At 64.9% G+C, this 26080-nt stretch carries 22 protein-coding genes; 15 read left to right on the forward strand and 7 right to left on the reverse strand.

What is annotated here, in order from left to right; all coding sequences use genetic code 11:
• The first annotated feature begins 296 nt into the window (after positions 1-296).
• The 8 genes from AB2M62_RS03955 (at position 297) to AB2M62_RS03990 (ending at position 14813) form a co-directional block, all read left to right on the forward strand.
• Positions 297-1595, forward strand: a complete 1299-nt coding sequence (locus AB2M62_RS03955) for a hypothetical protein (RefSeq protein ID WP_404337996.1) — start codon at positions 297-299, stop codon at positions 1593-1595.
• Positions 1596-1902: 307 nt separating this feature from the next.
• Positions 1903-7386 (forward strand): SDR family NAD(P)-dependent oxidoreductase, encoded by a 5484-nt coding sequence (locus tag AB2M62_RS03960; RefSeq protein ID WP_404337998.1) that lies wholly within the window; start codon positions 1903-1905, stop codon positions 7384-7386.
• A complete protein-coding gene (locus tag AB2M62_RS03965; RefSeq protein ID WP_404338000.1) occupies positions 7383-7832 on the forward strand; it encodes an acyl-CoA thioesterase in 450 nt (149 codons plus the stop codon). The genes AB2M62_RS03960 and AB2M62_RS03965 overlap by 4 nt, the downstream gene beginning before the upstream one ends.
• A gap of 19 nt (positions 7833-7851) precedes the next feature.
• The gene (locus AB2M62_RS03970; protein WP_404338001.1) at positions 7852-8235 is read left to right on the forward strand and encodes a c-type cytochrome; all 384 of its coding nucleotides are present in this window, start codon (positions 7852-7854) and stop codon (positions 8233-8235) included.
• Between the two features lie 103 nt (positions 8236-8338).
• Entirely contained in the window at positions 8339-9109 is a 771-nt protein-coding gene (locus AB2M62_RS03975; protein WP_404338002.1) for an AcvB/VirJ family lysyl-phosphatidylglycerol hydrolase, read from the forward strand.
• Positions 9109-9531, forward strand: coding sequence for a DUF2147 domain-containing protein (locus AB2M62_RS03980; RefSeq protein WP_404338003.1), 423 nt, complete (start codon positions 9109-9111; stop codon positions 9529-9531). Before AB2M62_RS03975 ends, AB2M62_RS03980 begins: the two co-directional genes overlap by 1 nt.
• Positions 9501-12098 (forward strand): bifunctional lysylphosphatidylglycerol flippase/synthetase MprF, encoded by a 2598-nt coding sequence (mprF, locus tag AB2M62_RS03985; protein ID WP_404338005.1) that lies wholly within the window; start codon positions 9501-9503, stop codon positions 12096-12098. The genes AB2M62_RS03980 and mprF overlap by 31 nt, the downstream gene beginning before the upstream one ends.
• 123 nt (positions 12099-12221) lie before the next feature.
• A complete protein-coding gene (locus AB2M62_RS03990; RefSeq protein ID WP_404338007.1) occupies positions 12222-14813 on the forward strand; it encodes a TonB-dependent receptor plug domain-containing protein in 2592 nt (863 codons plus the stop codon).
• 36 nt (positions 14814-14849) lie between these two features.
• Here AB2M62_RS03990 and AB2M62_RS03995 read toward each other — a convergent pair whose 3' ends face one another.
• Complete coding sequence (locus AB2M62_RS03995; protein ID WP_404338009.1) at positions 14850-16334, reverse strand: DUF4403 family protein; 1485 nt, start codon at positions 16332-16334, stop codon at positions 14850-14852.
• Positions 16335-16397: 63 nt separating this feature from the next.
• Entirely contained in the window at positions 16398-17174 is a 777-nt protein-coding gene (locus tag AB2M62_RS04000; RefSeq protein ID WP_404338011.1) for a kinase, read from the reverse strand.
• A gap of 104 nt (positions 17175-17278) precedes the next feature.
• Between AB2M62_RS04000 and AB2M62_RS04005 the strand changes: the two genes are divergently transcribed.
• A complete protein-coding gene (locus AB2M62_RS04005) occupies positions 17279-18286 on the forward strand; it encodes a LacI family DNA-binding transcriptional regulator (protein ID WP_404338013.1) in 1008 nt (335 codons plus the stop codon).
• A 107-nt stretch (positions 18287-18393) separates the two neighbouring features.
• Entirely contained in the window at positions 18394-18561 is a 168-nt protein-coding gene (locus AB2M62_RS04010) for a hypothetical protein (protein ID WP_404338015.1), read from the forward strand.
• A gap of 13 nt (positions 18562-18574) precedes the next feature.
• Here the strand turns inward: AB2M62_RS04010 and AB2M62_RS04015 are convergent, their stop codons facing one another.
• Complete coding sequence (locus AB2M62_RS04015) at positions 18575-19867, reverse strand: MFS transporter (RefSeq protein ID WP_404338017.1); 1293 nt, start codon at positions 19865-19867, stop codon at positions 18575-18577.
• A gap of 186 nt (positions 19868-20053) precedes the next feature.
• Here AB2M62_RS04015 and pgsA point away from each other — a divergent pair, with 186 nt between their 5' ends.
• The 5 genes from pgsA to AB2M62_RS04040 are packed head-to-tail and all read left to right on the forward strand — an operon-like array spanning position 20054 to position 21908.
• The gene (gene pgsA / locus AB2M62_RS04020; protein WP_404338019.1) at positions 20054-20608 is read left to right on the forward strand and encodes a CDP-diacylglycerol--glycerol-3-phosphate 3-phosphatidyltransferase; all 555 of its coding nucleotides are present in this window, start codon (positions 20054-20056) and stop codon (positions 20606-20608) included.
• A gap of 1 nt (position 20609) precedes the next feature.
• Positions 20610-20861, forward strand: a complete 252-nt coding sequence (moaD, locus tag AB2M62_RS04025) for a molybdopterin converting factor subunit 1 (protein WP_404338021.1) — start codon at positions 20610-20612, stop codon at positions 20859-20861.
• The gene (locus tag AB2M62_RS04030; RefSeq protein ID WP_404338023.1) at positions 20858-21298 is read left to right on the forward strand and encodes a molybdenum cofactor biosynthesis protein MoaE; all 441 of its coding nucleotides are present in this window, start codon (positions 20858-20860) and stop codon (positions 21296-21298) included. The genes moaD and AB2M62_RS04030 overlap by 4 nt, the downstream gene beginning before the upstream one ends.
• Before the next feature lie 41 nt (positions 21299-21339).
• Positions 21340-21597, forward strand: coding sequence for a type II toxin-antitoxin system ParD family antitoxin (locus AB2M62_RS04035; RefSeq protein WP_404338025.1), 258 nt, complete (start codon positions 21340-21342; stop codon positions 21595-21597).
• A complete protein-coding gene (locus tag AB2M62_RS04040) occupies positions 21594-21908 on the forward strand; it encodes a type II toxin-antitoxin system RelE/ParE family toxin (protein WP_404338027.1) in 315 nt (104 codons plus the stop codon). Before AB2M62_RS04035 ends, AB2M62_RS04040 begins: the two co-directional genes overlap by 4 nt.
• A gap of 3 nt (positions 21909-21911) precedes the next feature.
• On the opposite strand, the gene AB2M62_RS04045 is transcribed toward AB2M62_RS04040, so the two are convergent.
• From AB2M62_RS04045 to ahpC, 4 genes are all read right to left on the reverse strand, one after another.
• Complete coding sequence (locus AB2M62_RS04045; protein ID WP_404338029.1) at positions 21912-22811, reverse strand: hydrogen peroxide-inducible genes activator; 900 nt, start codon at positions 22809-22811, stop codon at positions 21912-21914.
• Positions 22812-22858: 47 nt separating this feature from the next.
• The gene (locus tag AB2M62_RS04050; protein ID WP_404338031.1) at positions 22859-23554 is read right to left on the reverse strand and encodes a hypothetical protein; all 696 of its coding nucleotides are present in this window, start codon (positions 23552-23554) and stop codon (positions 22859-22861) included.
• Positions 23555-23641: 87 nt separating this feature from the next.
• Positions 23642-25216: an alkyl hydroperoxide reductase subunit F gene (gene ahpF / locus AB2M62_RS04055; RefSeq protein ID WP_404338033.1), complete on the reverse strand. Its 1575-nt coding sequence runs from the start codon at positions 25214-25216 to the stop codon at positions 23642-23644.
• Positions 25217-25328: 112 nt separating this feature from the next.
• Positions 25329-25892: an alkyl hydroperoxide reductase subunit C gene (gene ahpC, locus AB2M62_RS04060; protein WP_404338035.1), complete on the reverse strand. Its 564-nt coding sequence runs from the start codon at positions 25890-25892 to the stop codon at positions 25329-25331.
• Positions 25893-26080 lie beyond the last annotated feature (188 nt).

Genomic DNA, 26080 nt, shown 5'->3' on the forward strand with positions numbered 1-26080 from the left:
TCGGAAAATTCCTCTCCCGAATTGCTGAAACCCGCAATTCCTCTCCGAGATTGCTAAGATGTCGACGCGTGGTTTGCCAAGACTGAGCAAGCAAGAAGATGTGGCGGCCTCGGCAAGCATGGTACGCCATGCTTCCGAATTCTTTTCGAACGCAGAGCCCAAAAAACCTGGCCGACCTGGTCGTTGGCGTAAAATCCGGACCTGATGCGATGCGGAGCAACAAGGAGCGCGGCTTGAGAGTTTCGACGGCTAGTGCTTTCCTTCGCATGTGCCGGCTTCCGATCGCGATCCTGCTCATGGCTGCTCCCGTCGCGTTGCTTGCCTTCGGCACGCAGGCGAATGAGGAGGAAGTGCCGCTCGCCTTGCCCGAGCGGATCGACGACGTGCATTCGATCCAGGCCGATGCCGATCCGTTTCCGCAACTCGACAATTTCGCCTGGCGCGCGTTTATCGCGCTCAATTGGCCTTCGCTTACCGATTCCGCGCACCGCGGCGAGCCCGATCATGCGAAGGCGCTCGGCGATGCCGGACCCCGCGTCTGGGAAACGTTCAAGGCCCGGCACGAACTGTTTCAGGTTGGGCCCGATGGCAGTCCGATCGCGCCGCAACGCTGGGCGACTTATGATGCGGTGAACCCCTGTGGCGCGAATATCGACGGCCGCCAGAAGACGTTGGCGACGTTCGATCCGTTCATGGATTTCAACCAGCCGGTGTTCACGCCCGGCGCGTTCGGCAATCCGCTGGTTGCGCAGAACGGCACCTACACCCGCTACGAAACCCGCATCAACGAGATCGAGTATCTGGCGCTTTCGCTCAGCGGCTGGAGCCAGGGCAAGAACCTTCCCGATCAGGAAAATCCTGCGCAATTGCCGGCCGGATCGGTTGCTGTGAAGGCGGCTTGGCGCCTGCTTACGGCGGCGGATACGCCGGCGGTTCGCGCGCGCTATTACGTGGTCAGCGGCGCCAACGTCATCGATATCGCCAAGACCACTGCCGCCGGGCGCGTCGTTTGCTCGATGGCCGACGTTGCGCTCGTCGGGCTGCACATCGTGATCCGGACAAAGTTCCGGCCGCAAGGCGTGTGGGCCAGTTTCGAGCATGTCGACAATGTGCCGCCGATCGGCAAGGGCGACGCCCGCGAACCCGACGCCAAGGATGCGGGCGCGCCTTATTCCTATTTCGACGCGTCGAAGCCAGAGCTCGGCCTGTGGCCCAAATTCGGCTCACCGGCCACGCTTTCGGTCAATCTAGACAACCCGCCCAAGATAGCGCCGACGCCGATGCAGGTCGTGCGCCGGCATCCGATCCATGCTTCGACGATGGCGACAAATCGGGCCTATTGGGCGCTCCCTGCGGTCAAGGGAACCGTGTGGGAGCACTATATGCTGGTCGCCAATCAATGGCCGACCTTCACGCAGCCGATAAGTCCCCTAAATGACGGCGTATATTTCCCGGAGTCGCGCAAGGAGAACCTCGTCAATACGACGATGGAGACGTATTTTCAGGATCCGCCGTCCAACTGCATGTCCTGCCATAATGCCGTATCGAACGTGCATGGTAGGGATTTCGTGGGAATATTGGGCAGCTTCCGATAGCTGGAAATGCACCAATATCCACATCGGGAAATTTCTGGGTGATGGCGCTTGCAAGTTGAAGGGGTTCATAGCAGCTTAGGTCAGCGCCGGACGGATTATCCCGTTGATACTGAGGGGTACGTTACAATTGTCGATGAGGCATGCCGTTTGTTCGAATGATTTCGTAGTCGAGGTTGTGAATGACACGCGGATGCCTTTATCGGACGCATCGGACTTCGAAGTTGCTTCTTCGCATCACTTGTCCACGGGCCGTTAGTCGCGTGCGGATGTATCCACAGTTCCCGGCAGAGCCGATGGTTGGGCGGCCATGACCGCAGCAACTGCCGGGCAGGTGGTTCTAGCAGGATATGCCTGTCGCTATCCCGACGCCACGACGCCTGCCGAATTGTTCGCCAATGCGCTGGGCAAGCGCCAGAGTTTTCGATCCATTCCCGAAAGTCGCCTCGATCTGTCGGATTATCGCGCGGCGGTGATCGGTGAGGCGGATTCGATCACGCCGATCTTGGCCGGGCTGCTGACCGATTGGCACTTCGATCCGCAGAAGTTCCGCATTCCAAAGGATACGTTCGCAAGCACCGATCTCGTCCATTGGCTCGCGCTCGAAGTTGCCGATGCCGCCGTCGCCGCATGTGGCGGCATCGAGAATTTCTCCCGCGATCGAACCGGGGTCATCGTCGCCAACACGCTCACCGGCGAATTCAGCAGGACCAGCCAGTTGCGCCTTCGTTGGCCCTGGCTTGATCGCCAGCTGGCCCGCGTTCTCGAAGACCTCGAACTCGATGCGGGAACGCGACAAAGTGTCCGCGGCGCCTTTCGCGATCGCGTCTATTCGGCGTTTCCTACCCCCGACGAGGAAAGCCTGGCCGGCGGCCTAGCGAACACGGTCGCCGGACGGATCACCAATTATTTCGATCTCCATGCCGGGGCGTGGTCGGTAGACGCAGCGTGTGCCTCGTCCCTGGTCGCGATCGCCAACGCCGCTGAGCACATTGCCAGCGGGCGCGCCGACGCGATGATCGTCGTCGGAGTAGATCTCAGCCTCGATCCTTTCGAGCTGGTCGGGTTTTCGCGTGCCGGCGCGCTGACTTCGCGTCGGATGCGTGTGTTCGACAAACGCGCCGATGGGTTCTGGCCGGGCGAGGGCGCGGGCGCGGTGGTGCTGGGTTCGCGGCGATGGGCGGAAGCCAGCAATTTGGAGGCGCGCATCGAATTGGCCGGGTGGGGCTTGTCGAGCGACGGCCGGGGCGGACTGACCAGGCCCGAGGTCTCCGGCCAATTGCGGGCCCTGCGCGAAGCCTATGACCGGTTCGGGCTCGATCCAAGCGACCTGTGTTTTGTCGAAGCGCACGGCACTGGCACGGCGGTGGGCGACCCGACCGAGATCAGGGCGCTGGCGCAACTTCTCGAGACGGACACCGTCGGCAGGCGCGTCGCGGTTGGTTCGATCAAGGGCAATATCGGACATACCAAGGCCGCGGCGGGTCTTGCCGGCCTGATCAAGGCCGCCGAGGGTCTGCGCGAGGGCATCGTTCCTCCGCACGCCGGCTGTAACGATCCGCATCCGGTTTTCGCCGAGACCGGCCATCGTCTCGCAGTTGCCGCGCAGTCCGAGGAATTGCGCGTCGGCGCGTCGGCGCGCCTGGCCGGCGTCTCCTCCTTTGGTTTCGGGGGCGTCAACGTCCATGCGGTCCTCCGCGCTCCGTCGCGACCGAGTTCCTCCGTTCCGGCACACATGCCGTGGAGCGAGGACGAGCTGTTCGTCTTTGCCCAGGAGGACGAAGGTCAGCTGCGCGAAGCCTTGCTCGAATTGCAGGTGCGCGCGCAGTCTGCCTCGGTCGCCGAACTGCGCGACCTTGCTGCGCACTATGCCCGCAGCCTCGCGCCGGGGCGCATCCGGCTGGCCTTTGTCGCAGGCCGTCCGGACGAGCTTTGCCGAAAGATCGATCAGGCGCTCCTGGCGCTGGACGGCAAGGATATCGCGGGGATCTTTCTTGGCCGTCCAGCGGCGGCGCCACGCATCGGTTTGCTTTTCCCTGGCCAGGGCGCGCCCTGCCGAATCACTGCTGGCGCGTGGGGCGAGCGTTTTGGCATCCAACCGCATTCGTCCGCCCCGAGGGGGGACCCGGGCCATACCAGCAACGCGCAGCCGCTGATCGTCGGCGCGGCGCTGGCCGGGCTGGAGCTGCTGCGTCTCGTCGGTGTGAAGGCTAAAGTTGCCCTGGGGCACAGCCTTGGCGAACTCCCCGCGCTGCATTGGGCCGGCGCGTTCGACGACCGCGGCATCCTCGAAATAGCGGCGGTACGCGGCGCGGCAATGGGCGAGCAGCCCGGTGGCGCGATGCTGCTCCTGTCATGCGGAGCGGGGGCCGCGGTTTCGCTGATCGAGGGTTCCGACGCGGAGGTGGCCTGCCTTAACGGTGCGATGGAAACCGTGGTCTCCGGACCGCACGCAGCGATCGAGACCGTCGCCAAGCGCGCGGCGACGCTTGGCATATCCACGCAGGGGCTGAACGTCTCGCATGCCTTCCACTCGCAGATGATGAAGGCGGCGGGCGAGCCGTTGCGAGCCGCGATCCTGGCGGCGGCGCCGTCCCCGGTGAAGGGCAAGGTGATCTCGACCGTTACCGGCGACGCGATCGCCCCCGCCGCGGACCTTGCCGGGCAACTCGTGGATCAGCTGGTCTGGCCGGTTCGATTCACCGAAGCGGCAAACGGTTTTGCGCGGGAATGCGATTTCGCGATCGAAGTGGGCCCCGGCGCCAGCATGTCTCGGCTGATCCAGGCACAAGCGCAGGCCGTGCCGGCCGCGTCGCTCGATGTATTCGGCACCTCCTGCATTCCCGTTTTCGAGTGTCTTGCCCGCCTGCACGCAGCCGGCGCGGTGCTTGATCTTGCAGCCCTTTACTCGGCCGACGGCTATCGCGCGCCGAGGAAAATGGCTCCCGTGCTGCTGACCAACCCGTGCGGCACCTTTGACGATCTGCCCTTCGACACGGCGGTCGAGCCCCAAGCGCCGTCGGCGGTCGCTCCGGGCGTCGATCCAGCGGCGGTGTCGGGAGAAACCTGCCTCGATCAATTGACCTCGATGATTGCCGAGAAAACCGGTCTCGCACCGCAATCGATTCTCCCGGACCATCGCTTCCTTGACGACCTCCATCTCAATTCCCTTGCGGTAAGCCGGATCCTCTCAGGGCTGGCGCAACATCGCGGCATCACCTTGCCCGGGCATCGCACGGCATTCTCAAATGCCTCGCTCCAGGAGGTTGCCGACGAACTGACGAGCCTCGAAGCCCAGGGGCCCGTGGCGCAACCCGAACGGGTAACGGGCGTGGCGCGCTGGGTGCGGCGGTTTAGGCCAGGGTGGCGAGTTCCGGAGGCTGGGCCGCTCGATATGTTCGACTGGCGCGAGGTCGCGCTTGGCGCGCCTTTACCCCAGGACAGCCCAGCGATCGCCATTCGTATCGATGCATGGGACGGGGGCTGCGATGGGCCGCGTCTGCTGGCGATGGTGCAGCAAGCGGTGGGCCAGTGCCGGCATCTCGCGCTGATCCACAGCGGCGCGCCGATCGAAGGTTTTGTACGCTCGCTCGCGGCCGAGGGACTCTTCGAAACGGTGCGTGCGATCGACACTGGAGGCTCTGGCGGCGCAATCCCGGCCCTGCCTTCCGGATCGGCGGTCGTGTCGATCAGCGCCGACGGCGCTATCGAGAGCGCCAAGCTCGCGCTCGACGAAACCGTCTATGCCGCCGGCGCCGCCCCTGAGCTATTCGTCGTGACCGGTGGGGCGCGCGGCATCTGCGCCGAAGTCGCCATCGAATTGGCGAAGCGATCCGGCGCGGCGATCGTGCTTGTCGGCCGCTCGGCGGCGGACACGCCCGATGTCACCAGGACGCTCGCACGTGCAACCGGTCTCGGCCTGCGCGTGGGATATGCGCAGGCAAACGTCGACGATTTCGACGGCCTGCAGAAGGCGCTCGCCGAATGGTTCGTCCGCTTTGGGCCGCCCAGTCACTTGGTTCATGCGGCAGGCGTCAACGATCCGATGGCGTTCATGCAGATCGACGAAGCGGCGCTGACACGCACCTTGGTGCCCAAGAGCCTGGGGCTGCACAACGCCGTTGCCGCATGCGGAGCGCAGGTGCGGCGCGTTGTCACCTTCGGATCGATCATCGGGCGCCTGGGGTTGCAAGGAGAGGCGCATTATGCGCTCGCCAACGCCGAACAGGGCAGGGTGCTGGAGGCGCTTGCCGGCGATAATCCCGCGATGACGCCGCTCAACATCGAATGGTCGGTCTGGGCCGGGGCGGGAATGGGCGACCGGCTGGGCGTCATCGATCAGTTGAGCCGCGAAGGGGTCGATGCAATCCCCCTCGGCGATGCCATCGATCAGGCCTGCGATCTGATACTTTCGGATGCCAGGGGGTCGATCGTGGTAACGAGCCGGTTCGCGAGCGCCGACACCGCGCCGAACATTGGCTCGTTGCGCTATCTCGATCTGACGCTGGCTTACACGCCAGGCGTCGAGCTGGTTTGCGAGACCAGGCTGAACCACGGGCGCGATCCCTATCTGCTGTCGCATCAAGTCGATGGCGTGCCGGTGATGCCCGGGGTGATGCTGCTCGAGGCGATGGCGCAGGTGGCTACTCAGTTGGCCAGCGATGCCGCGATCGGCGCGATCGAAGCGGTCGAGTTCCTTGCGGCGATCACCGTCGGCATCGAAGGCAGGCGCATTCGCGTCGCGGCGCTGCGCCGAGAAGACGGCGCGATCGCTTGCGAAGTGCGCAGCGAGGAAGACGGATTTGCCGCGCCGGTCGTCCAGGCCACGATCCGGTGCGGCAAGGCGACGCTCCCCGCCGGACGGGCGCAGTCGCGCGGCGGCGATCCGGTTGAGCGTCTTTACGGCCCGCTGTTTTTCCACGGCGCGGTGTTCCAGCGGGTCGCGGGAATCACCGACCTCTCCTCGCGAACGCTTGTAGCGGGACTTGCACCATCCGACGAGGTCCGATTGTTCGGCGCCTATGAACCGCAGGCGCTGGTGTTGGGCGATCCAATATTGCGCGATTGCGGCCTCCATCTGCTCCAGGCCTGCGTCCCCCACCGACGCGTACTGCCAGTGCGCGCCGCGCGGATCGAGTTGGCGCACGGGGGCTCGCCGATCGCGATGCGCGCCCGCGAGCTCTGGACCCGCGGTACCGACTACGCCTTCGACATCGAATGGCACGATGCCCGAGGCCAGGTGGTCGAGCGGTGGCACGAAGCGGTTTTCCGGCAGGTTGGCAGCATAGCGATCGGGCCGGTGCTAGAAGCCATGCCGGGTGTCTTGAGAGCCTATCTCGAGCGTCTCGCGCGCGAGACGACGGGCGATGACTCGCTCCAGTGCAGCCTCGTCATCGACGCAGGGATGGAGCGGGGCGGGCGGCGGGTCGCTGCACTTGGCGCGATCGGGATCCAGGATCCGAACGAGCATCGCGGCGACGGCGCGCCAGTCTTTCCCGAAGGCGTGCATTGCTCGCTTTCCCATACCGACGCCGCCACCCTTGCGGTGCGCGGAGACCGGCCGCTCGGCTGCGATGTCGTATCGATCGCGGCCTTTGCCGAAAATGGGGATGCCGCGCGGTGGGCGGCGGTCGAATCGCTGCGCAAGATCGGCGCGATCGGCGAGTTGCAGCCTGTGAACGGCTCGGGGTTTCGAATGCTATCGGGAGAATATGCGATGATCCTGCCGCCGCTGGACGTGGCAGGCGTCCCGCATCTCGCGTCGATCGCTTTCTCCGCGCGGGGCCAAGCATGACCCAGCAGGCAAGTTCGCCGCCGGCCTTTGTCTGGAGCCCGTTCATTTCGTTCGAAGACACCAACCTTGTCGGCAACGTCTATTTCGCCAAGTTCGTGAGCTGGCAGGGCCGCTGCCGAGAGGCCTTCCTCGCCGAGCACGCGCCCGATGTGCTCGAGATGCTCGCGGGCGTCCTGCGCCTGGTGACGATCAAGACCTCCTGCGAGTATTTCGAGGAGCTGGCGGCGTTCGACAAGCTTGAGATCGAGATGCGGCTTCACGGCCAGCGCGGCAATCGCATCGAGCTCGAATTTCGCTATTGCCTCGAAAGTCATGGCCACCGCCGACTGGCCGCGCTGGGCTGGCACGAGATCGCCTGCATGCAGGTGACGACGCCCGGGAGCGGGTTGATACCTGCGGAGGTTCCGCCAAGCCTCCAAAAGGCACTCCGCGGCTATGCGGCCTGAGCGCGCCAAGACCGGCTGGATGAAAATGCTTGGTGCGGCTTTCTCCGTGGCAGGGGGCGTCCTGCTGTCGGCGCCGTCGTTCGTCGCCAGGGCCGTATCGCCTGATGCGCCAGCGCCGAACGCCTTCAACCAGTGCAGAACCTGTCACGTCGCCGCGCCTGGACTCAAGCCGCTGCTCGGGCCGAACCTGTTCGGCGTAGTAGGGTCGCGCGCGGGAAGCCGATCGGACTATGCATATTCCAGCGGCATGAAGGCGAGCGGCATCGTCTGGAATACTCAGAATCTGGACGCATTCCTCGCCAATCCGCAGCGAATGATCCGGGGCACTAAGATGACCTATTTCGGCGAAAAGGACCCGGTCAGGCGTCGCGCGATCGTCGTCTATCTTGAGACGCTTAGATAGCCCGCTTGAGGCGCTTGCCGCCGCCTAGGATCGCGGCGGCGCCCGCGCAAGATGAACGAAGAGTCATCTGCTCGCAACGCCGGTGACAGGCTAATTCTGGCACATGACGCGGATGGACACTCAGGAACGCCCGAGCGCAACGACGCGCTGGATACCGCGCAGCTGGCGGGCACGGATCGGCTTGTTCGTCGGCATCATCGTCGCGGCGCTGCTGGCAGTCGCGGCGGCGGCAGGCTTCTTCGATCGCGATCCGATCCGCACCTATGGCATGGACGGCACCCGCAAGCCCGTCGCGGCGGTCTATTTCTCCGGGGACATGGGGCTTCGCTTCGGTATGGGCGGCTATGTCGCCGGCGCGCTCGCCAAGGCCGGCGTGCCGGTGCTTGGCGTATCGTCGTCGACCGCGTTTGTGACTCACCGGACCCGCGCCGAGACCGATGCGATCGTCGCCGATGCGATCCGCGAGACGCTGCGGCGCACCGGCGCGCGCCATGTCGTGGTGCTCGGCCAGTCGTTCGGCGCGGACATGGTGCGGGTGGCGCTGGTACATCTGCCGCAGGACCTTCGAAGCAAGGTTTCCGCCGCGGTGCTCGTCGTGCCGGGTGAAGCCGCCTATTTCCGCGCCGATCCTTCGAACTTCGCCTATCACGGCACGCCCGATGCGGATGCAGCGGAGGCGCGGGCGCTGGACTGGCTGCCGGTCACCTGCATCCGCGGCGCCAGCGAGACCGACAGCCTGTGTCCTTCACTGACCATGCCCAACGTCCAGCGTATCGTGCTGCCGGGCGGCCATTTCCTGCGCAACGATCATGACCTGCTCGTGCAGACGATCCTGCGCGCTCTCCGTCCCAACCTGGCTTCAGGGAAGAACTGATGCGCTCCTTGCTCCTGCCTCTGTTGTTCTGCGCCGCGCTGCCCGCGAACGCGCTTCCGTCCCATCCTTCCGCCCCGGTCGCCCCGGTCGATCCGATCTTCGGCACCTGGGCCAACCCGAAGCACACCCTGGCAGTCAAGACCGCACCGTGCGGCACAGAGCTTTGTGGTGCCATCGTCGCCGCGACGCCCGCGGCGCTGCAGGATGCGCGCGATGCCGGAGTGGCGCAGTTGATCGGAACGGAATTGCTGCGTGAATATCGCAAGACGGGCAGCGATCGCTGGTCTGGAACGGTCTTCATCCCGGACATGGGGCGCAGCTTCTCGTCGCATATCGTCCAGCTCTCGCCGAATACCTTGCGGATTTCAGGCTGCCTGTTCGGGGGATTCATATGCAAGTCGCAGGACTGGACGCGCCTCTGACGCCACGGCTCGGCGCGAGGCGGCGGCGGCTGCGCACGGCACTGCGCCGCCTGCGCACGCCGCTGCTCGTGCTCGCGGTCGCTGCAATCGCGCTGCTGGCGTTCGCGGCAATGCACGGCATCCTCGCCGAAGTCCGCTATCGTGAAATCCGCCATGCCATCGCGTCGGTAGGGACCGGACGGATCGCGCTGTCAGTGGTGCTCACGGTGGCGAGCTACCTCGCGCTGACCTTGTACGACTGGTTCGCGGTGCGCACCATCGGGCGGCCGCTGCCCTGGCGAACCGCAGCGCTCGCCTCGTTCACCAGCTATACGCTCAGCAACAATCTTGGATTCTCGTTGCTCACCGGAGGCTCTGCCCGCTTGCGCGCATATGGCGCCGCGGGGCTCGATTTCGCCGATGTCGCGCGCATCACGGTGATTGCCTCTGCAACGTTTTGGGGCGGCATCGTGGCGGTGGCCGCGGTTGCGCTGATGCTGGCGCAGGCCCCGTTGTCCTTCGGTGCTTTCGAGGTGGGCATTCTCCCCCAGCACGGGCTGGGAGCCCTCCTCGCGGGAGCGATCGGGGCTGCGTTCGTGCTGCGCGCCCGCGGCGTGGCGCAGTTTCGCCTTGGCGGGCACAGCGTTCCGCTCCCCAGTGTTCGCCTGCTCGCCGGGCAGCTCGCCATCGCCGCATTCGATCTAGCCTGTGCGTCGGCGGCGCTGTACGTGCTCGTGCCTAGCGCGCCCGCTGCGCTCTTCGGCGCCTTTTTCCTCGCCTATGTGCTTGCCATTCTTGCCGGGCTGGTGACCCACGTGCCCGGGGGGATTGGCGTGTTCGAGGCGACGATGCTCGCATTGGTCCCCCTTGGCCGCGCCGATCTATTCGCGGCGCTGCTTCTCTATCGGCTGATCTACTATCTATTGCCGCTCGGCGTCGCCGGGGCGGTGGTGGTGGCACTTGAAGCACGGCGGCTTCGCAGGCCGCTGCTGACCGGCCTGGGTGTGGTTGATCGGATTGGCCGGGCACTGGCCCCACCGTTGCTGGCGCTTCTCGTCTTTGCCGGCGGCCTTGCGCTGCTGGTGTCGGGCGCGCTCCCGGGGCTCCACAACCGAATGCACGAACTCAGCGACATTGTGCCGCTGCCCTTCGTCGAGACGTCGCACTTCGCCGCCAGCCTGGTCGGCACCGCCCTGGTGCTGGTCGCTCCCGCCGTGCAGGCGCGGCTACGCAGCGGCTTCCTGGTCGCGCGCATCCTCCTGCTGGCGGGTGCGCTGTTCTCGCTGCTCAAGGGCATCGATTACGAGGAGGCTGGCGTGCTGCTGGGCGTCGCGACGCTTCTCCAATATAGCCGCCCAGCCTTTTATCGCAGCGCCGGCATCGGAGCTGCGCCGATCGAACGCTGGTGGTGGGCGGCGGCACTGATCGCCTTGGCGCTGAGTGCCTGGGCCGGCTTCTTCGCCTATAAGCACATTCCCTATTCGGACGAGCTCTGGTGGGATTTTGCCTGGCGCGGCAATGCTCCGCGCTTTCTGCGCGCGACGCTCGGCGCAACGATGCTGGTTGCGGTCTGGGCATTCTGGCGGATCATGGCGGCCGCCCCGCGCACGCGCGAGCCGGACAAATTGCCGGCCGAGGTCGCCCAAGCCGCGCTGGCCGCAACCCGGCGTAGCGATGCGATGCTGGCATTCACTGGCGACAAGAACTTTCTGGTATCCGCCGCCGGCGACGCATTCCTCATGTACCGCGTCCAGGGACGTACCTGGATCACCATGGGCGATCCGATCGGGCCGCACGCCGCCTGGCCCGAGCTCGTCTGGGAGTTGCGGCGCCGCTGCGATGCCGCTCGCGGGCGGCTGTGCCTGTTCCAGGTCAGCGCCGACATGTTGCCGCTCCTGGTCGAACTCGGTCTCCAGCCGATGAAATATGGCGAGGAGGCCATGGTCGATCTGCGCGAGGGCTTCACCCTGGCAGGCGGCGCCTATAAGTCGTTGCGCCATTCGACCAACAAGGCGACGGCCGCAGGCCTCGTGTTCGATGTCATTCCGGCATCGCAGGTGCCCGCCCAAGCCGGTGCGCTGCGTCGCGTTTCGGATGCCTGGCTGGTCGGCAAGGTTGGCCCCGAAAAGGGCTTCAGCCTGGGTCGCTTCGACCTCGATTACCTCGCGCGATTCGACTGCGCGGTGTTGCTGCTGGACGGTGAGATCGTCGCCTTCGCAAACATCTGGGAGACCGCCAATCGGGCTGAAATGTCGGTCGATATGATGCGGCACCTCCCGGACACGCCCTACGGCGCGATGGATCTGCTATTTGTTCGGCTGTTCCAGCTCGCCGCCGCGCGTGGCTATCGGCGTTTCAATCTCGGCATGGCGCCGCTTTCCGGCCTGCAGGGCGGGCGGCTTGCCCCGATCTGGTCGCGGTTGGGCGCCGCCGTCTATGGCCATGGCGAGCGGCTCTACGGCTTTTCCGGGCTGCGCGCGTTCAAGAGCAAGTTCGCGCCGAACTGGGTGCCGCGCTACGTCGGTGTCACGCCGGGCATTTCGATGCCGCGCGCGTTGATCGACCTGGCACAGCTCGTCGGCGGCTGAGCCGAAAATGCGGCTCAAAGAAAATCTATAGTCGGTCAGAGGAGGTATCGCTTTCGTTCCGCGGCCGTGGCGGCATCTTGGACAGTTCAGGGTAGGTGTTCCCGAGGCTCCAGGAGAGTAGCCATGCAGTTTGGTAAGTTCGCGCCGCTTCTCGTCGGCATTTCCTTCTTCGCCTTTGCGGCGTCGGCCTCGGCGCAGACTGCCGAGACCTCTCCCGATTCAGCTGAGGAAGCCGCGGCTCCCGACATCGTCGTCACCGGGTCGCGCGTCTCCGAACGCAGCGTGGCGGACAGCCCGGTTCCGGTCGATGTGATCGGCGGCGATGCCTTGCGGCATTCGGGCGCGACCGAGACGAACCGCGTGCTGCGTGATCTTGTGCCGTCGTTCAACTTCCCGCAGCCCTCGTTGGTCGACGGCACGGATTCGCAGCGTCCCGCGACGCTGCGCGGCCTGGCCCCCGATCAGGTGCTGGTGCTGGTAAACGGCAAGCGGCGTCACCAGTCCGCGCTGCTCAATTTGAACGGTTCGGTCGGCCGCGGCTCGTCGGCCGTCGACCTCAACGAAATCCCGGCGCTGGCGATCGATCGGGTCGAAGTGCTGCGCGACGGCGCGTCTTCGCTCTATGGTTCGGATGCGATCGCCGGGGTCATCAACCTCCAGCTCAATCGCCGTGTCGGCGCGCGCGCGAGCATCACCTTCGGCAAATATGCCACTTCGATGGATGGCGTGGCGGACGTCACCGGCGTCGCCAACAGTGGCGGCATCCCCAGCGTGCTGACGCCGGGCGGCACCACCAACGACATCCTGCAGCTCAACACCGGCGACGATCGCGATCGCCACGATGGCGATACGCTGACGCTTGCCACCAATGTCGGCTTGCCGGTGGGCGAGGGCGGGTTCCTCAATCTGACCGCGCAATTCCGCGACCGCGATCCGACCAATCGTGCCGGTGCCGATCCGCGCCGCCAATATCTCTCGGTCGGCGATCCGCGCGAGCTGACGATCGATCGCTTCACCCATCAATATGGGGACGGCAAGGCGACCGATTACAATCTGTTCGCCAATGCCGGCTATGAACTGGGCGACGGTTTCGAGCTCTATGCGTTCGGCAGCTATGGCATCCGCGATGCCTCGGGCGGCGGCTTCTATCGCCGCGCCAACGACGCCCGCAACCGCGACTGGTCGGCGTCGACCACCAGCTTCGTCGCGCTCACGCCCGATGGCTATCTGCCTTATATCCTCAGCGAAGTAGAGGATGTGTCGGGCGCGCTCGGCGTGCGCGGCGACATAAGCGGGTTCAAGACCGATCTTTCGGTCGTCTATGGCTCGAACGCGCTCGATTACCGTGTCGACAACAGCGTCAACGTCTCGCTCGGCGGTGCGGCAAGCCCGCGGCGCTTCTATGCCGGCGGGCTGCGCTCGGGCCAGACCACGATCAACCTCGATTTCAGCCGAAAGTTCGATTTCGCCGGACTGCAATCGTTCGGCATCGCGTTCGGCGGCGAGTATCGCAACGAGAACTACAAGATCGTCGCCGGCGACGTGCCGAGCTATGTCAACGGACCCTATTCGGCCGCACCTTACAATGCCGCGGGCGGTTCGCAGGTGTTCCCGGGATTCCGTCCGAACAACGCCACCGACGTCTCGCGCCATAGCTGGGCCGGCTATGGCGAGGCGGATGCCGACATAACCGATTTCTTCTCGGTCCAGCTCGCCGGGCGCTACGAGAAATATTCGGATTTCGGCGACACGCTGAACGGCAAGATCGCCGCCCGGCTGGAGCCGGTGAAGGGCTTCGCGATCCGCGGATCGGCGTCGACCGGGTTCCGCGCACCCAGCCTCGCCCAGCAATATTTTACGGTGACCTCGACGGTATTCACCGGCGGAAATCTGATCGAGACCGGCACCTTCGCGGTCTCCGATCCCGTATCGATCGCGCTCGGCGCCAAGGCGCTCGAGCCCGAAAAGTCGACCAATCTCGGCGGCGGCGTCGTCTTCTCCGCGGTGCCGGGGCTGACGGTTACTGCAGACTATTACAACATCAAGATCCGCGACCGCGTCGTGCTGAGCGAGTCGCTGTCGGGCGCGGCGGTCGTCGCGCTGTTGAACGGCGCGGGGATTACCAGCGCCAGCTCCGCGCGCTTCTTCGTCAACGGGGTAGATACGCGCACCCAGGGCGTCGATCTCGTCGCGAGCTATCGCGTGCCCGATTTCGGCGCAGGCAAGTTCACCCTGTCGGCAGGGTATAACTATAACGAGACCAAGATCACCGATCGCGCCTCGTTGCCGTCGCTGCCGGGGCTGATCGTATTCGGTCGCGCGGAATCGCTACGGCTCACCGATGGCCAGCCGCACAACAAGCTCAACCTCTCGCTCGATTGGGACAGCAATCCGTTGGGGCTTACGCTACGAACCAATCGCTATGGCCGCGTGCTGTCGACCGGCAGTTCGACCGATCTTGCCGTCGCTGCCGGCGATGGGCCGGGCGATTATTGGCTCCAGCCCAAATGGATCACCGATATCGAAGTGCGCTTCCAGGTCGTTCCCCAGGTCGAGCTGGCCGTGGGTGCTGACAATGTGTTCGACGTCTATCCCACGCGTGCGCCGGCAGGCGGTGTCTATGGCACGAACAACTATTTCCTGCCCTATTCGTCCTTCTCGCCCTTCGGGTTCAACGGCCGCTTCGTCTATTCGCGGCTCGCCTTCAATTTCTGAATCCGGCGAAGGAGCGGTCCCTGACGGATCGCTCCTTCAACGCTGCGGGCGATAGGCGATCGCGGCGCTGCCTTCCACATTCACCGGAAGATACAGCGCCTGGCCATAGGCCGCGATCCGTCCGGTTTGCACCTTCTCGATCTTCGCACTGATCGTGAAGTCGCCCGCCTGCTTGCGCTCGATCGCGCGCTTGATCTTGTCGAGCAGCTTGGAAAGATCGTTGGCGAAGTTCTGGGTCAGCGATCCCGCGATTTCGCCGGACAGCGCCGGGCTGCTGACCAGCTTGATCAGCAGGTCGCCGCCGATGCCGTCGGTGTCGCCGGTGACGCTCAGCTGGTCGAACGCCACGCGGGGTGAATCGGGGGCGTTGATCGGCCGCGCGACCAGCCAGATCAGCCCGTGGGTCTCGCCGACATTGAGTGCCTCGGGTTTGGCCGCGAGAGTGACGCCGACCGCGATCTTTCCACCGCTGGTGCCATAGGCGACGATCTTCTCAAAGCGCGCACGCACCGCGCCGATGCCGGGCACGTCGAACGGCCGCTTGGCCCGCTTGTTGAGCGCGCGCAGTATTACGGGCTCAAGCTCGCCATAATCCGCCACAACGGGGATGAAGAAGCGTAGCCGATCCACTCCTTGCGCGCGTTCTAGCGCCGGCAGCGGGCTGGGCGCAGGGTCTGTCGGACGTGGGCCGACAAACGTCTCCGTGATCGCGTCAAGGCCGAGGTTCAACTGGAGGCGCTGGCCGTGCATTTCATAGCCGCCATAGCGCAGCTTCTGCGGGGTCAGCCGCATCCAAACCGGCGGCTTCTCGGCATTGAGCTCAATCGTCGTAAAGGCCTGGCGCCAAAGCCGTTCGACCTGCCCGCGCAGATTGGCGCGCGCCAGTTCGCGCGGGAGCTCCGCCTCGAGCTTGCGCAGCACCGGCGCGAGCTTCGCGTCGGCCTTTTCGGTGAACGTGATGCGCTGGCCGAGAAAGTCGATTCCGGGCGTCTTGAGCCAGTCATAGCCGAGCTTCACTCGGCCGCGCGGGTTCCAGTCGGCGCCAAGATCCAGCTGGATGCGGGCATGCGCCATCGCCGATCCGGTCGCGGTCTCACCCTTGAGCAGTCCGCCGATGTCGCGCGCGCTGATCCGCGCGTTGATCGGCATGTCCGCGATGATGTCGCGACCTTGCCCGCGCAGCCGGATGGCGCCGCGCGTCACCACGCCTTCGATCGTGCAGCTGATCGGCGGGGTGACCTTCAGTTTCGCGCCGAACAGCTTGACCTGCCTGGGCTTTACGCAGCGCGAGGAATGCTGCTCGATCGTCCAGAGCTGGCGCGGGATCGCATTCTCCACGGCGCGCCGCACGACTTCCGTGTCTAGATCGATCGGTACGGCGAGCACCGAGGACTGGCTGGGCTTGGGCACGGCGTCCTTGGCGCGCGGCGGCGGCTTGACCTCGCCACCGCCCGAGCAGGCGCTCGCCAGTCCGCCAAGGCAGAGCGCCGATAGCAGCCTTGTGGCGGACCTCGTCTTCATGCGCACCTCCGAACCGCGGCTATGCCCCGCAAAGCATAGCGCCGCATGCGGTACGATCCGGAACTAGCCGGGTTCCGGCGCGCGCCGTTCCTCGATCGCGATCGGCCGGCGCTGCGCGTCCAGCCGCACGGTGATGTCCGCCCAATCGGGCGCGCTGCGCAGCATGTCTTCGGTGATTCGCTGGTAGTGCAGCACGAAGCCGCGGACCGTATCGTCGGTCATCGGTCCGCCGGCATTGCGTTCCTGCTCGACCCGCCAATCGGCGACGATCTCGAAGCCCGGCGCGGCGAGGAACACGAGCATGTCGATCCGCGCGAACAGCGCGCGATACGGCCCGGCTAGCTGCGCGTCGACGTAGCGTCGCCAGATGCCGTCGGGATCGCGGTCGCGCTCCAGTGCATTGACGGGCGTGCCCAATGCCGCTTCTTCCTGGGGCCTCGCGCCAAGGCACCAGCCTTCGAACACGAGCAGGTCCGCGGGATTGACGAGTTCGTCGGGTCCCGGCTCATCACGCGCCTTGTCGAAGCGCGGCAGCGCAAGGGGCCCGTCGCCAAGTGCCTCGATCACGGCCCGTCCGCGCGCCACGTCATGCGTTCCCGGCACGCCGCGGGTGCGCAGCAGCGGATGGACCGTCTCGGCGAGCCGCTGCCGGGCCGTTCCATCAAGATAGAGATCGTCGAGCGACAGTACCGGACAGCTCCGCGCCTTGGCGATCCTCGCCGCGAGCGTCGACTTTCCGCTGCCCTGCGCCCCGGCAATGCCGAGCACCAGCGGCCGCCGGGTCACGGCGGGCAGGCGCGCGAGGATCAGGCCGGCGAGATCCGGCGTGTCGATCGGCATGTTCCCCTCCAGCGCATGCGAACATCTCTGCTTGCGCCGGTCCACCGCTGTCAAATATGTCGTGGTCAAGCCGAAACGACTGCAAATTCGGCCGGGGGTAGGAAATGTCTGGCCGTCCGACGATCAAGGAAGTGTCGAAAATCGCGGGGGTGTCGTTCAAGACCGTCTCGCGTGTCCTCAACAATGAGAAGCATGTCAGCGAAGAGACACGGCGCCGCGTCGAGGAAGTCGTTGCGCAATTGAACTTCCGTCCGAGCCACGCCGCGCGCACGCTTGCCGGCCGCCGCTCGTTCCAGGTCGCGCTGCTCTACGACAATCCCAGCCCCTATTATGTCTATCACGTCCAGGCTGGCGCGCAGCAGCGCTGCACCGAACTCGGCTTCCGCCTGCTCCTCCAGCCGATCGACAGCCAGTCGCCGGACCTCGTCTCCAATGTCCTCGCGCTGATCGACGAGACGCATCTCGATGGGTTGATCCTCTCCCCTCCGGTCACCGAGGCAACCGCGCTGCTCGACGAGCTCGACAAGCGCGGAATCTCCTATGTCCGCATTGCGCCAGGCCTGCGCAAGGGGAGCGGCATGGCCACGTCGATGGACGACGTCGCCGCCGCGCGCGAGCTGACCAAGCATCTCGTCGACCTCGGCCATCGCGAGATCGCGTTCATCAGCGGGCCGGAAAGCCATATCTCCTCGGCGGATCGTCTGCGCGGCTATCGCGAAGCGCTCGAGGCCGGTGGCATCGCCTTCGATCCGACGCGAGTCGTTGCCGGCGATTACAGCTTCCATTCGGGCGAGGAGGCGGCGCGTACGCTGCTTCAGCGCCTTCCGCGGCCCACTGCGATCTTCGCCGGCAATGACGACATGGCCGCCGGCGCGCTCGCCGTGGCGCATGAGAGCGACATCTCGGTGCCCGAAGCGCTGTCGATCGCCGGGTTCGACGATTCGGATCTCGCCAAGGCGGTGTGGCCACCGCTCACCACGATCCGCCAGCCGGTTCGCGAACTGGCCTATGCCGCGGCGGACCTGATGCTGTCGGGCAATGCCCCGCAGCAGGACGTGACGCTGGACCACAAGCTAATGGTCCGCGCGACCACCGGGCCGGCACCGCGTTAACCGGCCGGTTCCGCAGATTTTATCCGCACGGCCTGTTTCGAAGCAGGACGTGCGTTAACCATCTTCGGCGCTGGCCATAATCGTAAACAAAACGTTAACTGCTCGTCATGCAGAGCCAGTTGATCGAGGGTGCGACCCGCACGCACCATCCGTTCCGCCGCTATATGCGCCGCGCGCTCGCGCAGCAGCAGAAGGTTAGCGACGACAGCGATGTCCGGCTGTTCGCCGTGAGCTTCACGGCGTTTTTCGTCTGCTTCTACACCTTCATTCTCTGAAGGCGTTCGCCCGTCAGGGAAGCACGTCCGGGGTGTGCGGCGCATGCTCGGCCTGGTGGAGCCGCCAGGCGCAATAGGCCGAGGCGATGCACAACGCGACGACCACCCAGATCGCATCCTCCACGCCAATGCCTGGCACGTTGGTCAGGGCATAGATACCCACCGATCCGGCGACCATCGCGCCCGAATTGACGATGTTGTTCGCCGCCACCGTGCGGGCGGTCTGAGACTTCTCCACCGTGGTGGTGAGGAAGGCATAGAGCGGCACCACGAACATGCCCCCGGTGATCGCGATCATCGCCAGGTCAAACAGCACACGCCAGCCGGCCGGCATTGCGATGAACGCCGCGGTCTTGAGGAACGGGCCCTCGCTTACCGGCCAGAAGAGCGCGGCAAAGTGGAAATCGACGACGAAAACCGCCATCGCAAGAACCGAGGCGACGGCATATTTGGCCGAGACCTCGCCCTTGAGCAGCCGGTTGATGATCACCGATCCGATCGCGATCCCCACCGAGAAGATGCCCAGGAACACGCTCGCCACGTCCTTCTGCGCGTGGAACACGTTCTTGACCAGCGGCGGGAACAGCACCGCGAGCACTGCCGCGATCGTCCAGAACACGCTGATCGCGACGATGGCGAGATACAGCCGCTTGATGTGCATCGTCGCCGCGATCAGCCGATAGGACGAGCGGAAGATGTTATAGTCGAGCTTGAGCTTCACCAGCGGCGGGGCAGGGGGGATCTGCGCTGAGGCGAACCAGCCGATCACCGCAACGCCGATCACGGCGAACGCCGCGAAATGCGGGCTGATCAACCCGCCGGCGATCGTGCCGCATAGGATGGCGATATAGGTGCCGGCCTCGACCAGTCCGGTGCCGCCCAGCACTTCGTCATCGGCCATATGCTGGGGGATGATCGCGTATTTGATCGGTCCGAAAAAGGTCGAATGCACCCCCATGCCGACCAGCGCGACCAGCATCAGCTCGAGATTCTTGAAGAAGATGCCTGCCGAACCGACGAGCATGATCCCAATTTCGGCGATCTTGATGATCCGCATGATCTTCGCCTTGTCGTAGCTGTCGGCGAGCTGGCCGGCGAGCGCGGAGAAGAGGAAGAAGGGCAGGATGAAGATCCCGGTGGCGATCGCGCTGAACTGCGTTTCCTGCTCGACCGAGTTGAAGATCTGATAGGTCGCGAAAAAGATCATCGCGTTCTTGAAGAGATTGTCGTTGAACGCGCCGAGAAACTGCGTGACGAACAGCGGCAGGAAACGGCGCTCCCGCATCAACCCGAGCGCACCGATCATCCCGTACTTGCTCCCAACCGGCGGATGCCACCGCCAAACTCGGCTGGGGCATAGCCGAGCGGCGGGGAGCGCGGCAACGCTTATCGCGTGTCTGGCAATCTCGCCGGCAAAACCTGCTCGGACTTTGCAAAATGCGGGTGCGATAAGGCTTTCGGCGCGAGCGCAGCCGGTGCTACAGGCGATCGGATGTGGACGTTGCCGAACATCCTCACGCTGTCGCGGATCCTCGCGCTCCCGCTTCTCATTGCGTTTCTCTGGTGGCCTGATTGGCCCGCAGGCTATGCGATCGCCTTCACGCTCTACGTGCTGATGGGTGTCACCGACTATTTCGACGGGTATCTGGCGCGTGCGCAGGGCACGGTGTCGAAGCTCGGCGTCTTCCTCGATCCGATTGCCGACAAGATCATGATCGCCTCGGTGATCCTGGTGCTCGTCGGCAAGGGCGTTATCGCCGATTGGCACGTCATTGCCGCGTTGGTGATCCTCGCGCGCGAGATCGCGGTCTCCGGGCTGCGCGAGTTCCTCGGCGGTATTCAGGTGTCGGTGCCCGTCTCGCGGCTCGCCAAGTGGAAGACCACGCTCCAGCTCGGCGCGCTCGGCTTCCTGATCTTCACGCGTGCCGTGCCTGAATGGCTTTGGGTCGAGACGGTCGGCTTGATCTTCCTGTGGGGCGCCGCGGTGCTCACGGTCGTCACCGGCTGGGATTATTTGCGCGTCGGCTTGCGCCACATGGACAGCTAAGATGGACCTGCTCTATTTCGCCTGGGTGCGCGAACGCATCGGTACGGGGCACGAGCAGGTCGATCCACCCGCCGAGGTCGCGAGCGTTGGCGAACTCATCGCCTGGCTGGCGCAGCGCAGCCCCGGCCATGCCGAGGCTTTTGCCGAACCGTCCCGGCTGCGGGCCGCGATCGATCAGCGCTTCGTTCCGCTCGAAACGCCGCTTGGCAACCCGCGCGAAATCGCGATCTTTCCGCCGGTGACCGGCGGATGATCCGCATCTCGGTCGATCCCGCCCCGATCGAGCTGGGCATGGAAGTCGCCGCGCTGGAGGAACGCGGGGCAGGGGCAGTCGCCACTTTCACTGGAGTCGTCCGCGGCGATGACGGGGTCACCGAGCTTGCGCTCGAACATTATCCCGGAATGACCGAAGGCGCGCTAGCCGCTCTTGCCGAGACCGCGACCGAGCGCTGGAACCTGCTCGGCGTGACGATCGTCCACCGCGTCGGGCCGATGGCGGTGGGGGAGCGTATCGTCTTCATCGGTGCCGCCGCGCATCACCGCCGCGAAGCGCTCGACGCCTGCGCCTATCTGATCGACCGCCTCAAGACCGACGCGCCCTTCTGGAAGCGCGAACGCCGCGGCGAAACGGCGCAATGGGTCGAGCCGCGGGACGCAGATGCGGTGGCGGCGGAGCGCTGGGACGATTGATATGTCCACTATATTCCCCTATAAGAGGACATGGAGGCATCATGGCTACGACGCTGAACGTTCGCGTAAATGGTCTGCTCGAGGAATTCATTGCCGATAATATCGGTAAGAATGGCGTTTACGACAATGCGAGCGAATATGTCCGCCATTTGATCCGTCAGGACAAGGAGCGCGCCGACGCGGCACGCTTTGAAATACTGAAGGCCGAAGTCAGGCGCGCATTGTCGGCACCCGATAGCGATTATGTCGAAGTTGATCGGGACGAACTGCTGGCGCGCATCAAGCGTCAGCGCGGATGAGCGGCTCTCGCCTGCTGCGCGATGCGGAGCATCGCATAGCAGAAATCTATCACTATACCTTGGCGCGATGGGGCGAGGAGCAGGCCGAACTTTACTATCAAGGCCTTCTCGATACGTTTGAAGCGCTTGCCGACCGCGCCGTTGTTTGGCGCGAGCTTCCCGCTGAGTTCGATATAGCTGGCTATTTCTGTCGATACGAACGCCACCTGATCTACTGGCGGCTTCTCGACGACGGAAAGGTCGGCATCGGCACGATCCTGCATGAGCGCATGCATCAGGTTGAGATGGCACGCGTAGCCTTCGAACCCTGACCCCTAGCGCGACTCCGCCAGCACCCCCGCCAGCAGCCTGAAATCGCGCTCCCTCGGGCTCGCCTTGCGCCAGACCAGCGCGATCTTGCGCGCCGCATTCTCCGCCTCGAGCGGCCGCGCGGTGACATGGGTGTGTTCAAGAATGCCCGAATCCACTGCCATCTCGGGCAGCATCGTCACACCCAGCCCACCATCGACCATCTGCACCATCGTGTGCAGCGAGGTGCCAAGCATCGTCGCCTCGGCGCGCAATTCGGGGCGGTTGCACGCTGCCAGTGCGTGGTCCTTGAGGCAGTGCCCATCTTCGAGCATCAGCAGCCGCGTTTCGTCGATGTCCGATGGCTTGATCGCTGGGGTCGGATCCATCTCGCCTTCGTGGAACGCGACGAACAGTCGGTCGTCGAACAGCGGCGCGACCTCCACTTCGCCGCACGCATAGGGCAGCGCCAGCAGCACGCAGTCGGTGCGGCCATGGTGGAGCCCCTCACAGGCAACGCCGCTGGTCTCCTCGCGCAGATAGAGCTTCAGATCGGGATATTCGCTCCGCAACCGCGGGAGGATGCGCGGCAGCAGAAACGGCGCGATCGTCGGGATCACGCTCATCCGCATCTCGCCGGAGAGAGGCCGCCCCGCCGCACGCGCCAGGTCGCCCAGCTCATCGGCTTCGCGCAATACCCGCCGCGCCTTGTCGACGATCCGTTCGCCCAGCGGCGTGAAGCGCACCACCCGCCGCGTGCGCTCGACCAGCACCACGCCGATCAGCGTCTCCAGCTCGCGTATTCCCGCCGACAGCGTCGACTGGGTGACGAAGCACGCCTCCGCTGCACGGCCGAAATGCCCCGCGTCGTGGAGGGCGACGAGATATTGGAGCTGCTTGAGCGTCGGAAGATAGGTCTGCGCCATTGATCGCCTGTGTCGATTAAGGCTGCCTAGATAAACGCTCGGGACGATTAATCTACCCCTGCGCGGGGGTTCTCCAGCTTCTCGCACATCACCGGCAAGCGGTGACCATAGAGAGTGTTCTCCTCCCTCCAGTGCTCGCCGTCGCCGCTGGCATATCGGACGTGCGCGCGGCCGACATTCTGCGCCGCGTCGAAATAGAGCATCGCGTCGTCAGGCCCGAAATTGGTCGCGAAACGCCCCGGCACGAACCAGGGCTCCAGCCTCATCCGAAATTCGAACATCACGCCCGCGCTGGCTTCGCACGCCGAGCGCGTGAAGACCGTTAGGGGATAGGTCTTCACGATTTCCGGTGTGCCGATCCGGAAGCCCCAGTGGAATTGGACCGGGTAGGTATCGCGGTTGACCAGGCACAGCGCCGACCATTGCTCGCCATAGGGCGTGAACGCATACCAGAGCCGCCCGGTAGCGTCCGGCGCTCCTGCGGGCTTGTCGATGCGTTGGAGTAGCCCGGCCTGCAGGAATGGCTCGATCGCAGCCCGGTCTTCCGCCGCCAGGAAACGGTGTTCGCCCCACCGATTGTCGAGCGCCCGAGGGGGAAGTGCGCAGAGCGGCTCCTGGTCCAGGATCTTCGTAGCCGCCTGGATCACTTCCGCGTGCGACGGCTCTTGTGCGTGGGCATGCCCGCCAAGCGCCGGCAACAGCCCAACGATCAGTCTCCCTCTGGTCAAACCGCCCTTTCGCATCGGCCATCCCTCCCGATATTCCGTGCGAGGCTATCGAAAGGGATGAGGGCAGGTAAAGGGGCGCGACGCAGGACGCCCCTTTACGGCTCAGGCGGCCTCTTCGAGCTCGGCCGGCAAGCGGATCATATAGTCGAATGCCGAGAGCGCTGCAGTCGAGCCCGCGCCCATCGCGATGACGATCTGCTTGTAGGGCACCGTGGTGCAGTCGCCCGCCGCGAAGATGCCGCGCTGCGAGGTCTCGCCGCGTGCATCGATCTCGATCTCGCCGCGGTTCGACAGCGCGACCGAATCTTTCAGCCACTCGGTGTTCGGCACCAGCCCGATCTGGACGAAGATGCCTTCCAGCTCGATCTCATGCTCGGTGCCGTGGTTGCGATCCTTGTAGCGGAGACCAGTGAGCTTTTCGCCGTCACCGCTGACTTCGGTGGTCAAGGCAGACGTAATCACCTTGACGTTGGGCAGGCTGCCCAGCTTGCGCTGAAGCACCGCGTCGGCGCGCAACTGGCTATCATATTCGATCAGCGTGACATGCGCGACCAGGCCCGCCAGGTCGATTGCCGCCTCGACGCCCGAATTGCCGCCGCCGATCACTGCGACGCGCTTGCCCTTGAACAGCGGACCGTCGCAATGCGGGCAATAGGTCACGCCCTTGTTGCGATATTCCTCTTCGCCCGGAACGCCCATCGTCCGCCAGCGCGCGCCGGTAGAGAGGATCACCGTGCGGGCGTGCAGGCTCGCGCCGCTGGCCAGGACAACTTCGTGCAGCCCGCCTTCCTGGCGCGCGGGCACCAGCTTGGCGGCGCGCTGCAGGTTCATCACGTCGACGTCATAGTCCTTCACGTGCTGCTCGAGCTGTGCGACCAGCTTCGGCCCCTCGGTATGGCTCACCGAGATGAAATTCTCGATCGACATCGTGTCGAGCACCTGCCCGCCGAAGCGTTCGGCCGCGACGCCGGTGCGGATGCCCTTGCGCGCTGCATAGATCGCCGCCGCGGCGCCGGCAGGCCCGCCGCCGATCACCAGCACTTCGAACGGATCCTTGCCCGCGATCTTCTCGGCCGCACGCTTCTCGGCGCCGCTGTCGATCTTGGCGACGATCTGCTCGAGCTCCATCCGTCCGCTCGCGAACGGTTCGCCGTTCAAGAACACGCTCGGCACTGCCATCACCTTGCGCTCCTCGACTTCCGCCTGGAACAGTCCGCCGTCGATCGCGACATGCTGGATCCGCGGGTTGAGCACCGCCATCAGGTTGAGTGCCTGCACCACGTCAGGGCAGTTCTGGCACGACAGCGAGAAATAGCTCTCGAACAGATAGTCGCCGTCCAACGCGCGGACCTGCTCGATCGTCTCTTGCGCCGCCTTGCTGGGATGCCCGCCGACCTGGAGCAGAGCCAGCACCAGCGAGGTGAACTCATGCCCCATCGGAATGCCCGCGAAGCGCACGCCGATATCGGTGCCGGTGCGGCGGATCGCGAAGCTCGGCTTACGGATGTCGTCGCCGGCCACCACCGTGATCTTGCCCGAAAGCGCAGCGATCTCGTCGAGCAGTTCGCCCAGCTCGCGCGACTTGGCGGCGTCGTCCAGCGACGCGACCAGCTCGATGGGCTCGCGGATGTTCACGAGATAGGTCTTGAGCTGCTGGGTCAGGTTCGCGTCGAGCATGGGGAACTCCAAAAACTAGGTCTCACTCAAGGAAAACGGCCCGGGATGGTGGTCCACCCCGGGCCGCATCGGCGCCTCCCACAAAGGGGGAGGAGAGGAGGCGCCTTAGGTCTTAGATCTTGCCGACCAGGTCGAGCGACGGGGCCAGGGTGGCCTCGCCCTCTTCCCACTTGGCGGGGCAGACTTCGCCCGGATGCGCGGCAATGTACTGCGCAGCCTTGATCTTGCGGAGCAGTTCGGCGGCGTTGCGGCCGACGCCTTCCGAGGTGATCTCGACGAGCTGGATCACGCCCTCGGGATCGACGACGAAGGTGCCGCGGTCCGCCAGGCCCTGGCCTTCGCGCAGCACGTCGAAATTGCTGGCGAGGACGTGGTTCTGGTCGCCGAGCATGAAATAGTTGATCTTGCCGATCGCCGGCGAAGTATCATGCCAGGCCTTGTGGCTGAAGTGCGTGTCGGTCGAGACGGAATAGACCTCGACGCCCATCTTCTGCAGCTGCGGATAGATGTCGGCCAGGTCTTCCAGCTCGGTCGGGCACACGAAGGTGAAATCGGCCGGATAGAAGAAGAAGACGGCCCACTTGCCCTTGGTGTCAGCGTCGGTGACGTCGACAAACTTGCCTTCTTTATAGGCCGTGGTTGCGAACGGCTTGATCGAGCTTCCGATGAGCGCCATGCGGGTAATTCCTCCAAAGGCAGGCTGTTGTTGCAATGCGGGATATAGGGGTGCCGCATCGCAATGCAAAACGGGAAGGCTCGCTCGCAGTGATCGAGTGAGGCGATCAGTGCTGAATAATTGATCGACAGAGCCGCGGAACGCCTAGTGGTGTTACGCGCGCTCGACGGTCGGGTGTGGGCGGAGGT

It is taken from the genome of Sphingomonas sp. MMS12-HWE2-04, assembly GCF_044881185.1.
Taxonomy (GTDB): Bacteria; Pseudomonadota; Alphaproteobacteria; order Sphingomonadales; family Sphingomonadaceae; genus Sphingomonas.